The organism is Nostoc sp. NMS4 (genome assembly GCF_017115095.1).
Lineage (GTDB): Bacteria > Cyanobacteriota > Cyanobacteriia > Cyanobacteriales > Nostocaceae > Nostoc.
In genome coordinates this window covers 1,683-15,395 of record NZ_JABXKI010000182.1, presented here as the reverse complement: position 1 = coordinate 15,395, position 13,713 = coordinate 1,683, and the positions used below count along the sequence as shown (strand labels likewise).

Below are 13,713 nucleotides of genomic sequence, written 5' to 3'. Positions count from 1 at the left end.
TCCTGCCAAGATTGTTCTACCCAGTTATTATCACTTAAACCATCAGAACACAATAGCAAGATACCATCTTCTTCCACAATGAACCTTTGAACCTTAAGACGCAAAGATTCTGAATCTCTTGTCCCCAATGCTTGAGTTAAAGCACTTGCATCTGGTCTTAAAAGTGCTTTTCGATACAAGCTTTTAGCAAGGCGGACTTCTCGTGTTGCCACATCATCGTCTACTGTCAGTAGCTGGCAATAATTGCGAGTAATCCAATAGGCACGACTATCGCCAACATTAGCCAAGTAAAGTTCATGAGTATTATTTGATTGCCACCCAGTACTTGTCTGAACTCGTTGGGGAACTTGCAACGCCATGACAATAGTTGTAGCCATGCGTTCTCTGCCTTGGCGTTTTTGTTCATTATTGCGCGCACAAATTAGATTATTTACCACCCGTAAGCTTGCTTCTAATTGTTCCTGTAACAACTCTGGTGGTAAAAGTACAGTTTGTTCTGTCACCTCCGCTAGTAAAGCGCGAATTTGCAACTTTACAGACTGGACTGTTAACTGACTAGCAACCTCGCCGCCTTCGTGTCCGCCAATGCCATCGCAAACAATCGACAAGTGGCGTGATAGAGGTTCATCTAAATCACTCAAACCATTGGGATAGCAAGCGTCTTCATTTTGCGCCATGATTGGGCCAATATCTGTAGAACCTGCCACCTTTAAGACTAATGGCAATTCTGCCGCAGCTGCTAGTAATAAATTATTGAGTTGAATATTAATCGCCTCTAACTCAATCTCCGTTTCACACATCTGCTGCACTATATTTTGTAAGCCTCTAGCTACTGATGCCTTTGCAGAAACTACCCAAAATTGCCAACATTCCCCCAGATTTTGTAAACTTAGCTTCTCATCTGTTGGTGTTTGGTAGAGTTCCAACAGTTGCACACACCAACCTTCGACTCGCAAGTTATCTACTACTAGTAAACTGCGACTCAATCCCAATTCTGATAGAGGTGTCCAAAGTTGGAGAATTTGCCACAACCAATAAACTTGTCGTACTGCCGTCGCTTCCTCCCATGCCTCAACAATAGTTGGATAGATATTTCCTGTCTTATCTATCGGCGCATTTTCCAATAAGAGAATATCAGTTGTATCTTCCTCCAGATTACTCGCAAACCCATAAGCCTGGGGTAGATGCAACCGCTCTTGATATAAACGTAGATAAGGAATTACTTCCGTTGGCAATTCTGCGGGTACATCTGGCGGTAGTCCCGGTTGAGTATCCAGCCAAATCTGTTGTTTAATTACTTCATACCTATCTGCAACCTTTGTCCCTGGTGGGATGTGAGCAGACAAGGAGCCAGTCGCCCAAAGATAGCGGTGAACCAAAGGTGTTTGGCAACTGGCACAAACGCTATCTCCCATCGGATTAATGGGGTTATTACAGCGTGGATTTATACAAAAAATTATCAGTTGAGTCGAAATCATAAAACAGGAGTCAGAATTCAGGAGTCAGAATTCAGAAGTTAGAATTTAGAATACTCTATCCAAAAAGGGATAGAGTTTGAGAATGGTAATATCTAATACAATGCAATATATAGGACTAGTATTTGATTTGTGAAATGCACGTAGTAGACTGTCTACGCAAAATAGTACATTAGACCTCTCCGAAAATTAATGCATGACCCCTCTCCAAACCTCTCTCCGCTTCGGGGAGAGGCTTTAATTCCCCCTTCCCTTGTAGGGAAGGGGGGTAGGGGGGTTAGGTCTGCGCGTGAATTTAAGGTTTCTAAATCTTTTCCGAAGATGTCTATTATCAGGATGTTGGGTTACGCAAAGCCTCCACCCAACCTACAATTTTTTTTTGCAATATTAAAGCCATGACAGTCCATTACAAGACTACCGAGATTTTTTCAGAAATCAAATATGATTCCTATGCAATGCAATTCGGTTAAAATTCCCAACGAGCGGTGATTAGTCGCACTCTATTCATTTAGTTAAAGGCATTACAGACACTATTTTCTCAGCTTCATTTACTGTAATTTGCGCCAGTCCAAATTGTTCAATTACTGCTACATTTGTCGTCAAATGTCTACTGACTTCAGCCACTCGATACTGACTTCCTTCTGAAGCTAAAACAGCTGGCAATAATAACTGATCTGCTAAATGTTCATCCACTGCTGCGCCGGTATAATGAAATTCAAGCAGTTGCTGACAAGCAATCTCTGCAACTGTCTCCGCCGACAACCGCAAACGCCCAAACCCACCAAAGCCAGTCAAGCTATTTTGATATTCAGCAGTAAGGAAAATACCCGCCCCAGGTGCTACACCTCTTTCTCGCAAAGTCTGTATAGTAACTTTTAAATGGGCTGAACGTAACAAATTCTCTGCCCTATTTGCCATGCGTTGCGGAATATGAGAAGGCAATTCTGTCACCACTGCTAGTCCCCGCACCTGTTGTAAATCTCCCCGTTCTAGCAAGTTGATTCCGCCGAGTTTACCACCACCATCTACCCGTAACTCAACCTCTCCTCCACCTTGGGGATACCACCCCCAAGCGCCTAACTTGACTTGGGCTTCTACACCCATACGTTGCAGTGTGGGCAAATAAACTTGCTCAATGTAAGTCGCTGTCGGGCTAAAGTTCACATGAGTTCCACCCTTTAGTGTCACCTGTGAACTACCGGATGCGAGTGCCAAGGGTAAGAGAATTGTCTGTAAAACTAGAGCGATCGCACCCGCAGAACCACCTTGTTGTGCTTTACTAACATCAAAGGTATAAATTCCAGCTTGCACGGCACTACCTGGGATGAATTCTAGCAGCGTTGAACCCAAAGCATCACCCCGTAATTGGGCATTACAAATCCTCGCCGCCGCCCGAACTGCTGTTAAGTGTTGTGCTGCTAATCCTGGTTTTTTGCGTCCAGCGCGAATGCCTGTAATTCGTATGGGTTCGCCGGTGATAGCGGCTAGACTTAAGGAAGTGCGAAGAACTTGTCCGCCTCCCTCTCCGTAGGAACCGTCAATTTCAATCATGGGCGATTTTGGGATATTGGATTTTGGGTTATCCCCACGACTCTTAAAATCAAACCACAAATTATAAACGCCCAGCAACTAGCTTTTTGGAGAGAAGTTACACAAATATACAGAGAAATTTCTCACAAAATGCATTGCTACCTCTAAAAGCATTTTTTAGTACACCTGGTATATCTGAAATTACGCATATACATATAGACATCAAGTGTCTGCAATGTTTATTAAGCCAGTCAGTCAGACACCAAAGCGCTACTAAATAGTTACAAAGCTTTTTGGCATTTTGGCACAACAGTCCAAGTATTTTGGATATTTTATTGAACGTAAGTTGTTCACTGAGCAATTTCGCTACAAGTGCTGACTTTTATTTATTGTTCATTATGCACAGAAATTATCAAATCAAGATAAATCTGCAACAAAAGTAAAATCAATACAATAAAAAAATAATCTTCTTGGCTAATCTTCTAAAATAGGCTTAAAATTTGTCTACCAAATTGGTTTTAAAAGAAATAAGATAATAATGATGGCTTTGAAAGTAACTCTAATTGTAAATAAATTAAAAACTATTTGAAATATAGTCATTAATTTTATTATGGAACATATTTCTCAACTAACAGCCGAAATCAGAGACAAAGCTGCATACCCAGATATCCTAGTCATATCCCGGATCTTTCTGCCGAAAGAAGCTGTAATTGGGGAATATATCTACAATCGCTGTCTCCAAGATCCAGAACGAATAATTGTACTAGCAGCAAGTTGCTCAGGAGATCAAGTATTTGATCAGGGTCAACAGTTTCCTGTGTATCGCTGGTATTATCCTAAATATTGGCGTAGTGGCTATGTGGGAAATATCCTCAAGCCTTTGATCAATATAGTCTGCTCATTTGTCCTCGCAATTAAACTCTATTTTCGCTATCACTATCGTTATATAGAGTGGGGCCACGGCTATGATTTCCCTTCACTGTTGCTATTGAGCTATTTGTTACCTATTCGCTTTTTTATCTATCTGCACGGCAACGATCTTCTTTGTACTTTACACAATCCCGTGCTGCGATCGCTATTCAAATTAACACTCAAACGCGCCGAAGGTATTATTTGTAACAGTTCTTATACAAGAGACTACCTCAGAACTGCTTTCCGATTAGATACTCCTACCCACGTGATTAACCCAGTAATCAGACCAGAAAAATTTGATAATAATGTAGCAAGTCCCAGTAGCATTGATGATTTACGGGTTCGCGTGCGTCAGATGTACAACATTCCCGAAACAGCAATAGTTATTCTCTCCATCGGTAGACTAGTAAAACATAAAGGTTTCGACCGAGTAATTGATAACATCCCAATACTGCTAACTTTTGGGGTTGATGTTCATTATATAGTCTGCGGTCAAGGGTCAAGTGAATCGGAACTGAAATCGTTAGCGCATCGTTTGCGGGTTGATAAGCGCGTCCACTTTGCCGGATATGTGCCAGAGCGAGAATTAGCAGGTTATTATGCTGCTTGCGATATATTTGCCATGCTGACTTTATCTGATACTAAACCTGATAAGATGGAAGGTTTTGGTATGGTTTATTTAGAAGCAAGTTACTTCGGTAAGCCTGTAATTGCCCCTCGTTTAGGTGGTGTTCTAGACATAGTTCAGCATGAAGAAAATGGGATATTGGTTAATCCCAATTCTGGTTATGAAGTTTTTCAAGCTTTCAATCGGTTATGCAAAGACCAACAATTACGCGAGCAACTTGGCCGCAAAGGGAAAGAATTAGCCAAGCGGAGAACTCTTCATCGATCGCTTTATAAATCTGATTTGTAAGACTTTTATGGGCATACACTCAGTCTTTTCTTTTCATCAGGGTTAGTTACAAGGTAATCTTTAAGGCGATCGCACCCTTCATGCAGCAGTTCATCTAATCCTCGGATACTCCACACAATTACCGTCTTGTCTTCACTGGCTGTAGCCAGCAGTTTGCCATTCGGGCTAAAATCTACACTTTTAATATTGCCCTGATGACCTGTAAATTCTGCAATTTGTTGTCCTGATAAATTCCACAGCCGGATTTTGTTAGTAGCAGAAGCTGTAGCTAGGAGCTTACCATCCGGGCTAAAAGTTATATATGTGACTCTGCCCTGATAAGTCTTAAATGGTTTTGTTACCTGCTTTCCTGAGAAATCCCACAGCCTGATTGTTCCATCATCTCCAGCAGTAGCAAGTTTATTTTCCTTTAGGCTAAAACTAACAGTGCGAACGTAGCCTTGATGACCTTTCAATTCTGTGCGAACGTAGCCTTGATGACCTTTCAATTCTGCTAACGGTTTGTCATTAATATTCCTGAGCGATGCTATTCCATTCTCTCCAACTATAGCTAGGAGTTTACCATCTGGGCTAAACCTAGTAGTCTCAACCTTGCCTTTCTCTGGAAATTCATTTAACATCTTACCTTCAAGGTTCCATAGTCTAGCCACACTCTTATCCCCAACAGCATTATCCCCAACAGTAGCAAGCTCATCGCCATTATTATTAAAATTGGTACTTAGGATGGCGCTAGGATGAGCTTTAATTTCTTTTAGTAATTCTACATCGTACTTCCCTCTACTGTATTTCCACAGCCGGATTTTACCATTCTTTCCACCTGTAGCAAGTAGGTCTTCTTTTGGGCTAAAACGCACGCTAATAACACCACCTTGGTTGGCGGGGAATGATTTGACGAATGTTACCATATCTCCTTTCAGTTTCCAAAGCTTAACGGTGTCATCATCTGAAGCTGTGGCAAGTAAATTACCATCTGGGCTAAAACGAACACTGCCAACAGTTTTTTGATGCTTCTTTAATTTTGGTAAGGGATTTTTGGGTTTGATTAATGATTTTCCTGGAACTGCCCAGATTCTTACCGTGCCATCATCTTTTCCAGCAGTGGCAAGAGTATCTCCTTCGTCATTAAAGCGAGTGCTGACAACACTGCCCTGATGACCCAGAAATTCTGCTTGTAGTGTTCCCTTGAAATCCTTCCACAGCCGGACTTTGCCATCGCTACCTGATGTAGCAATCAAACCATCCTTGGGAATACGAACTGTCTCAACACCTTCCCGATGAGCCTCAAATTTTGCCAGTTCTTCTCCAGCAAGATTCCATAGCCGAACTGTACCATCATCTCCAGCAGTAGCAACTTGCTTTTGCTTGGGGTAAAACCAGACACTGTTAACACTACATTTTTTAGTATCCTTGACACTGCATTCATGACCCTTAAATGTTGCCAATTGTGCCCCATTAATATCCCAAAGCTTTGCCAAGCCATCCTCTCCAGCCGTGGCAAATTGCTGAATATTATCTGGATTAGGATTGAGGCTTTTGATACTTCCCTGATGGGCATCTATTGTTAAAACACGTTCTCCATTGAAACGCCACAGTTTAACTTTACCATCATCTCCAGTTGTTGCCAGGAGGTTGCTCTTGGGAAGAAAACGAACATTGTTGACACTACATTTATCACCTTCTTTTGGTCGGTCGTCTTTTCCTAATTCCTTTCCATTGCTACATTTATGAGGCATGGATGTTATTAAAGTAGGTGACTGCTGACTTGTTGAGACATTCCACAGTTTTACCCAACCGTTACTTGCACCTGTAGCCAGCATTGTTTTATCTTCACTAAAATCGATACTTTTGATACTGTTATTCTTGTGCAGTATAGTCTTTTTCAATTCCTTTCCCCGGAAATTTCGCCACGTAACCGTGCCATCTTCTCCACCGGCAACAATTAACTCTTCTTGTTTGTCTTTTTGAATAAAACGGATACTGTTTACACCTTTTTGGTAAGTATTGATTTGATTTGTTTGATGAATATTATCCAGAATCTTCTGCAAAGCTAGCAGTGGACTTATGGCTGGACAGTCTTGCAAACATTGACTATTCCAAAAAGCCATCTTTTTGACCTCTTGTCCGGCTTCCATTGCTGACACTAAAGCTTCGATTTCTCCAGCGCCAGACTCAAAATTTGTTAAAGCGGTGACTCCTGAGCCTTCAACTTCAGATGTCCATCGTAGCCAAAATGCAACCACAGCTAAGATTGAGACTATTACTAAACCACCTGTCAGCCCAAATAGAGTCAGCTTGCGGCGGCGTTCTTTTTGCTTGCGATCGCGATCGCGCAATGTCAAACTCTGCTGGATGAAATCTTGCTCTGCTTGGCTCAATTCATCAAAGCGCTGCTTGAGCCAATTTTCTGCCTCCGCTAGGGGGACACCTCGCAGCAATGGCCCCTCATCTTGTCCGGCATTTTCCCACTGACGCATTCTGGTTCGCAATAATTCTTGCCAAGTGCGGAAAGAGCGATCGCTCTCCATCCATCCGTGCAGTCGTCCCCATTCCCGAATCAAGGTTTCATGGACAATCTCTACTGTTTCTGTTTCTTTACCAGCAGTTTCATCACGTCCAGTTACTACTAGCCGCGCATCAGCCAAACGCCTCACCAAATCCCAATTATTGTCTCCCACCTCATTTTTGGTAGCTAGTCTGCGGGTGTCTTCTGTGCCTTCCCCAGGCCGCACCAATTGGACAAATATTTGCTGTGCTTGTTGTTGCTCCTGTGGATTGAGTCTAGCGAACTCGGCTTCTGCATGGTTCGCCAACGATTTTTCTACACCGCTGATGGCTTCGTAAGCAGCATGAGTCATTTGGCGATTTTGCTGTTTTGCCCACAGTTGCGTCAAAGTAAATTCCAGCAATGGCAAATTGCCTGGTGAATTCGCCACTGCTCTGAGAATCCGCTCTGCAAGACCCTCTTCTAACCTTACTCCTTGCTTGTTTGCAGGTCGAGCGATCGCTTGCTGCAATTCTTCTCGGTTCATTGGCGCAAGTTTTAAATCAGCATTCTGTAAAGCATCAGCGAAACGACGATCAGAAAGTGCATATCCCAGAAAGTCAGCCCGCAAGGTCAGCAAAAGGGTAAAATTCTGTACCAGTTTAGCCGCTTCTAGTAATTGATTTAAAAATAGCTGGCGCTCTTTAACATCTGAGCAAGAAGTATAAAGTTCCTCCAATTGATCGACCACTAGTAACAGGCGGTTATCCTCGTTCTCCGACAAAACCTGCGATAAAAAAGTATATCCTAGTTCTCCCTCTCGCAACGCACCAGCTAATTTTCTGGCATCAATATCTTGTTGTATTTTCGTTTCATTTGGTTCACGTAAGCGCACAATTACTGCTGCTAGTTCATCAACAGGATGAGTTTTTGGGCGAAAAGATTCGATGAGCCAGTTACCTTGCTGGCGTAGATGCGGAATCAAACCCGCAAACACTACGCTAGATTTACCACTACCAGACGATCCAATTACCGCTACCAATGATTGTTTTTGGACTGTATCTACTAGTTTTTGGGTGAAAATATCCCGCCCAAAGAAAAACCGTGTATCTGCTTCCCGGAAAGGAAATAAACCACGATAGGGACAAGAGGCAATAGCTTGCTCACGCAACACAGGCCATACACTCACCAACACTTGTGTGGGAATCATAAACCCAACTTTAGCTTCTGGTCGTTTGGGGTCTATTGCTACTGCTATTCCGGCTATACCCTGAAGCTCACCATCCCATATCGGTGCACCACTGAAACCAGGCTCTAGTTTATAACCTGGTTGTGTCTCACCCTCTAGCTGCACCCAATCTTTAGCTGTGCGTCCACGTAAAACGCCAGTAGCCCAAACCCCATCTGGTTGTCCTGCTGGAAAACCCAATACTCGGAAAGGATGTCCTGCCCAATCATCAGATGTAATTAATGATGCCAGTAGAGCTTGATCTGGAGGAGAGTCTTTTAATTCCAATCCAGCAATATCTTCTACTGCCATACTAGGATTTACAGGTAGCCAGAAAACAACCTGAGCTTGGAGGAGTTGTTTAGCTGCCACTAGGGGAAAATCCAAGGTAATTTCTGCATCTGGCATTTGGGCAGTGTTTCTCGGAAGTCCCAAGGCATCAGCTACTACATGGGCGCAGGTGAGGATGTACTTTTGGGAAACTAAGAAACCAGCACCAATTACTTTGCCACCGTTGGAGTAAATTCTGACAATAGATGAATCAAGAGGTGCTGCCATTTTGTGAATCTTTTTTCCACTTCAGGGTGATTTCATAGTTGACTTCACTATTGCCAGAAGCTACAACTGCTCCAAGTTGAGCGCTAATCTTGATGCCAAACTTGACTTCTACTTCATCTGCTGGCTGTTTGAGACTGCCTATTTTGGTAATAATTGCATTAGCTATCGGCTTGACGGTTTCTAAGGCTGACTCGAAGGTTTGTGTAGCTTTATCAACCACTTGGTCTCGTAAACCGATGCGAGCGTCGGTCTCGGCTGCTTCGTCTACTTCAACAAGAATGGATTCGCCACTTTCAAGAGGAAATTCTACTATGCGTTTCACAACAAACTTATAAAATTGGGTATAAATACGTAAAATTCAATTTACATTGATTGTAGAAGGTTTTTTATTACCAGAGGTTCCCAGATGATGAGACTTTTAGAATCTAACGATAATTTTGCAACCCCAAATAGGTTGATCAGAAATATGCCGAAAATCCTTGAAGTTGAAACAGATTAAAACTGGCTCAAATTAACTAACCACCACCGACAATAGTTACTACTTCTAAGCGATCGCTTGGCTGGACTTTTGTTTGCGGCCAAAATTGGCGGTGTAAAATTTCGCCGTTATACTCCACAGCCACCAAGCGGGGGTTAAAACCCAACTGTTGGAGTAAGTCGGGTAAAGAAGTTTGAAACGAACAGCTATGGGTTTCCCCATTTACCTGAATCGCAATCTCGTTAGACATAGATATAAATGTGGGGAATGTGGTATTGGTTACTCACTTTGGACAAATGACTCTTTTAAAGTTCTGGTTTAATGCGATTTAGTTGGGAGAGCAAATATTGTGTCACGAGAGTAGGCTGTTCGGCTTGCATGAGCGATCGCACCACTGCTACACGTTCAGCTCCAGCATCGATCACATCATTGATATTATTGGCATCGATTCCCCCGATCGCAAACCAGGGAATTGAGCAATTTTTGGCAGCATAGCTGACGTATTCTAGCCCTGTTGCTGCTTTACCTACTTTGGTGGGAGTTTCATAAACTGGCCCCACGCCAATATAATCTACACCTTCAACAATTGCTGCTTGCATTTCTTCTTTATTTGTGGTAGAAAGACCTATTAAACGCTGGGAACCGAGTAATTGCCGAGCGACAGTAATAGGCATATCTTGTTGTCCGAGATGCACTCCATCGGCATCCACTGCTAAAGCTAGATCCACGCGATCGTTAATAATGAACAAAGCACCGTAGATATGGCATAACTGCCGTAATTTTCTCGCTTGTTCTAAACGCAAAGAATCATCGGCGGTTTTGTCGCGGTATTGTAAGAGCGTTAATCCGCCTTTGAGTGCAGCCTCGACAGTGTTCAACAAATTTTCATGTGGGGAAGTCACAAGATACAAACGCGATCGCCACAATAATTGATGGCGCTGATGACCCATTAAACTACTTTCTAGGGTATAAACCTGATAGCGCATCTGCTTACAAGCTTTAGCCATATTTGGCTGATAAAGCTTGCTGTATTCTTCCAACACCCGTAATGCTTCTTCTATTCGGCAAAAGTTAGCTTGCAAAACCGATTTTATACTAGCTCGTTGTTCTTCTTGAGGATGAGTTAACTCAGTCCCCGGATCGCCTGGTGTATCTCGCGCCGCCCGCAATTCGGAAGTATGCCACTTGGCTACTTCTTGTCGCAAGCGCTTGCATTCAAGAGCCAACTGAGCATTATTCAAGCCAAAGCGACACCATTCCTCAATAATTCGCAAGCCCTCACGAGCGCGGTCTAAGTTTGCATCTAAAATGCGGTAAACAACTTGCTGTATTTGCTCTTTTTGGCTGTATGGCTCCACCATTACAACAACCCCGTTAGTGCTTTCATCGAAGTGTGAATTATCATAAGTCCTAGTAACCATAAGTTAATTAATTTGCTTTTTTTTTACTAATTTTTGCGGAATCTACGCAAAACGACGTAGTGGTGAGGGTTACGATAAATTATCCCATGTTCCTATAGACAGTGATAAGGGTAGTTTGAGGCTACAGTTTTGCACTAAGCTTAGTCAAGTATTTTACGGTAGACAACAAACTTAGAAATGACTGGCAAAAGGAAATCACTAGAAAATCCACAATAGATCATAGATGTTGGGTTACGCAAAGCCTCCACCCAACCTACAATTTTTTTGCAACTAATAGTCCTAATCTATTTAAATATAGAAGTCAAAAATGATGTAGCCACAATTCATGAATTGTGCATACAAATGATTTTGGGCAATGCATAATTAATTTCTGGAGATGTCTAATATCATTTATGACTATGTATTAAATATCGCCAATGGGTGAATATATGAGTAATATTATCGACATAATATTCTTTAGAGAGTATAAGAATTTATGATTACTTATAAGGAGTCGTGTTAAATATGATTCTCCCTCGTGTGTTTCCTGAATACCGTAAAGTAGATGTTATGGTTGCAAAGCTGAAGTTTCTGGAATCAGCAAGGCTTTTATTTTTTAGTTTTTCGGTATTATCTTTAACTGTAGGTATAGGGGCGGCAAGTATAGCGTTCCTGGGTATAAACCTAGATAGTGCGTTCGCTCAAATTCCATCAACACCAGATTTAGCGCCTCTGCATACCCAAACACCTTCTCAGGCTAATGTGTTATTTGTCAATCCTAGTGTTGGAGATGATAAGGCAGGTAATGGCAGCGAATCCGCTCCTGTAAAAACCATTACCCAAGCGTTGCGATTAGCTAAGGCCAATACTGTAATTATGCTTTCCACAGGCACTTATAGCGCCGAGACAGGAGAGGAATTCCCCTTAATACTAAAATCGGGTATTTCAATTCAAGGCAACCCCAGTAATCAAGGTAAAGACATTATCATTCAGGGGGGCGGTGATTACCTGAGTCGGAGTTTCGCCGGTCAAAATGTCACAATTGTTGGAGCAAATCAAGCCTTGCTTACTGGGGTAACGGTGACGAACTCTAATCCCCGTGGTTACGGTTTATGGATTGAATCTAGCAATCCGGTAGTTGCAGAAAATACATTTACTGGCAGTACTCAAGATGGTATTTCTGTCTGTGGTAATGCCGCACCTACCATTAGTAAGAATTACTTCGATCGCAATGGAGCCAATGGCATCACAATTGCCGGTAACTCTAGTCCCCAAGTGAAAGAAAATGTCTTTCATCAAACGGGTTTTGGGATTAATATTGCCCAAAATGCCGCTCCTAGACTCATAGGGAATCAAATTCAGAACAATAGATCGGGAATTGTCGTACAAGCAAATGCCCGCCCGATTTTGCGGAATAATATTATTCAAGATAATCAAGAAGATGGTTTAGTTGCGATCGCTCAAGCAATGCCAGATTTGGGTAGTGCATCGGAACCTGGGGGTAATACATTTCAAAATAATGCCCGCCACGACATCAACGCCAGCGCTGCGAAACAGGTGATTTCTGCTGCTGGTAACAACCTTGTGAGCGATCGCATCACTGGTAAGGTAGATATTACAGCACAAGCAACCCAAAATTCCCAACCCGCTCCCAACAGCGTATTACGAGAAATACCACCAACGGGGGAAATCACCTTCTCATCTCCTGAAATCTCTGAAACTGCTAATAGGCAAACCAGCAACAGCATTGCAGCAAATAATCCTGTTTCTACACAATTAAACAGTCAACAGCTGCCATTAATGCCAGCCAATAATATACCGCTTTCTCCGCCTATATCTAAACAACTACCCACTTCTAGCGTCGCCGGATTTCCTACACCTAGCAGCTTGTTAGGTAGACAAATACCAACTAACACTTCAAGAGTTGCAACTTCCAGTCCAGTACAGCCGCCGGAGACACCACAGTTAAATTATGTGCGGATCGATCCTAATACCATTGAGTTTACTGCCCCTGAGTCCCCAGCCAATTCAGTTGGACAGAGGGATCAAACACAAAGGCCATTACCAATATTAGAAACTTCTGCTCCACGTGCTTCAGAACTTTTACCACTTCCCAATCGCAATATCCCCATTGTTAATACTCGCAATCTGCAAACAAGTTCTGCAAGTATTCCCGATAGTGGTAAATCTGCAACACAATCTGGTATGCGTTATCGCGTAGTAGTGCCACTTGCAACCGATAAGGATCGAGATTTAGTGCGATCGCTTGTTCCTGGTGCGTTTCCCACAGTTTGGCAAGGTCAAAGAGTTATGCAAGCAGGAGTATTTAATAGTGAATATAACGCTAAAGAAATGCTCAAAACACTCTCTAGTAAAGGTTTAAAAGTCATTATGGAGCCGTTGAATTGAGTAGGGAATTGGGCATGGGGCAAAAGATATGGAATTAGCGAGAAAAGCACCTCAAAATAAATATTGATCCACTTGAGGGAGCGATCGCTTTTCTAATGTGGGGAGGCATCGCTCTTTTAGTCAAGGGGGTGATCGTATTTTGGGAAGTTGGTCAAAAGGCGATCGCAGGTCAAAATAAAATCAATCGACTTGAGAGAGCGATCGCGGGTCAAAATAAAATCAATCGACTTATACCAATTTAATGTGAAGTTGCATATATCTAGATCCCCCTAAATCCCCCTTAAAAAGGGGGACTTTGATTCTTTTCCCCCCTTTTTTAAGGGGG

Annotated in this window: 9 protein-coding genes; 3 read left to right on the top strand and 6 right to left on the bottom strand. The window is 42.5% G+C overall.

What is annotated here, in order from left to right:
• The coding region (locus tag HWQ37_RS15700; RefSeq protein ID WP_292748544.1) for a protein phosphatase 2C domain-containing protein at positions 1-1,478 on the bottom strand (1,478 nt) is incomplete at its 3' end.
• Positions 1,479-1,979: 501 nt separating this feature from the next.
• Positions 1,980-3,026 carry an RNA 3'-terminal phosphate cyclase gene (gene rtcA, locus HWQ37_RS15695; RefSeq protein WP_292748543.1) on the bottom strand — a complete coding sequence of 349 codons (1,047 nt, stop codon included), beginning with the start codon at positions 3,024-3,026 and terminating at the stop codon, positions 1,980-1,982.
• Between the two features lie 589 nt (positions 3,027-3,615).
• Here rtcA and HWQ37_RS15690 point away from each other — a divergent pair.
• Positions 3,616-4,833 (top strand): glycosyltransferase family 4 protein, encoded by a 1,218-nt coding sequence (locus HWQ37_RS15690; RefSeq protein WP_292748542.1) that lies wholly within the window; start codon positions 3,616-3,618, stop codon positions 4,831-4,833.
• Positions 4,834-4,838: 5 nt separating this feature from the next.
• Here the strand turns inward: HWQ37_RS15690 and HWQ37_RS15685 are convergent, their stop codons facing one another.
• The 4 genes from HWQ37_RS15685 to HWQ37_RS15670 all read right to left on the bottom strand — a co-directional run bounded on the left by HWQ37_RS15685 (position 4,839) and on the right by HWQ37_RS15670 (position 11,000).
• Complete coding sequence (locus tag HWQ37_RS15685; RefSeq protein ID WP_292748541.1) at positions 4,839-9,101, bottom strand: nSTAND1 domain-containing NTPase; 4,263 nt, start codon at positions 9,099-9,101, stop codon at positions 4,839-4,841.
• Positions 9,085-9,423: a CU044_2847 family protein gene (locus HWQ37_RS15680; RefSeq protein ID WP_292748540.1), complete on the bottom strand. Its 339-nt coding sequence runs from the start codon at positions 9,421-9,423 to the stop codon at positions 9,085-9,087. Before HWQ37_RS15680 ends, HWQ37_RS15685 begins: the two co-directional genes overlap by 17 nt.
• Positions 9,424-9,616: 193 nt before the next feature.
• Positions 9,617-9,829 (bottom strand): sulfur carrier protein ThiS, encoded by a 213-nt coding sequence (gene thiS / locus HWQ37_RS15675; protein ID WP_292748539.1) that lies wholly within the window; start codon positions 9,827-9,829, stop codon positions 9,617-9,619.
• A 55-nt stretch (positions 9,830-9,884) separates the two neighbouring features.
• Positions 9,885-11,000, bottom strand: a complete 1,116-nt coding sequence (locus HWQ37_RS15670; protein WP_292748538.1) for a thiamine phosphate synthase — start codon at positions 10,998-11,000, stop codon at positions 9,885-9,887.
• Between the two features lie 504 nt (positions 11,001-11,504).
• Here HWQ37_RS15670 and HWQ37_RS15665 point away from each other — a divergent pair.
• Positions 11,505-13,388, top strand: coding sequence for a DUF1565 domain-containing protein (locus tag HWQ37_RS15665; protein WP_292748537.1), 1,884 nt, complete (start codon positions 11,505-11,507; stop codon positions 13,386-13,388).
• A gap of 95 nt (positions 13,389-13,483) precedes the next feature.
• Positions 13,484-13,630 carry a hypothetical protein gene (locus HWQ37_RS15660; RefSeq protein ID WP_292748536.1) on the top strand — a complete coding sequence of 49 codons (147 nt, stop codon included), beginning with the start codon at positions 13,484-13,486 and terminating at the stop codon, positions 13,628-13,630.
• Positions 13,631-13,713 lie beyond the last annotated feature (83 nt).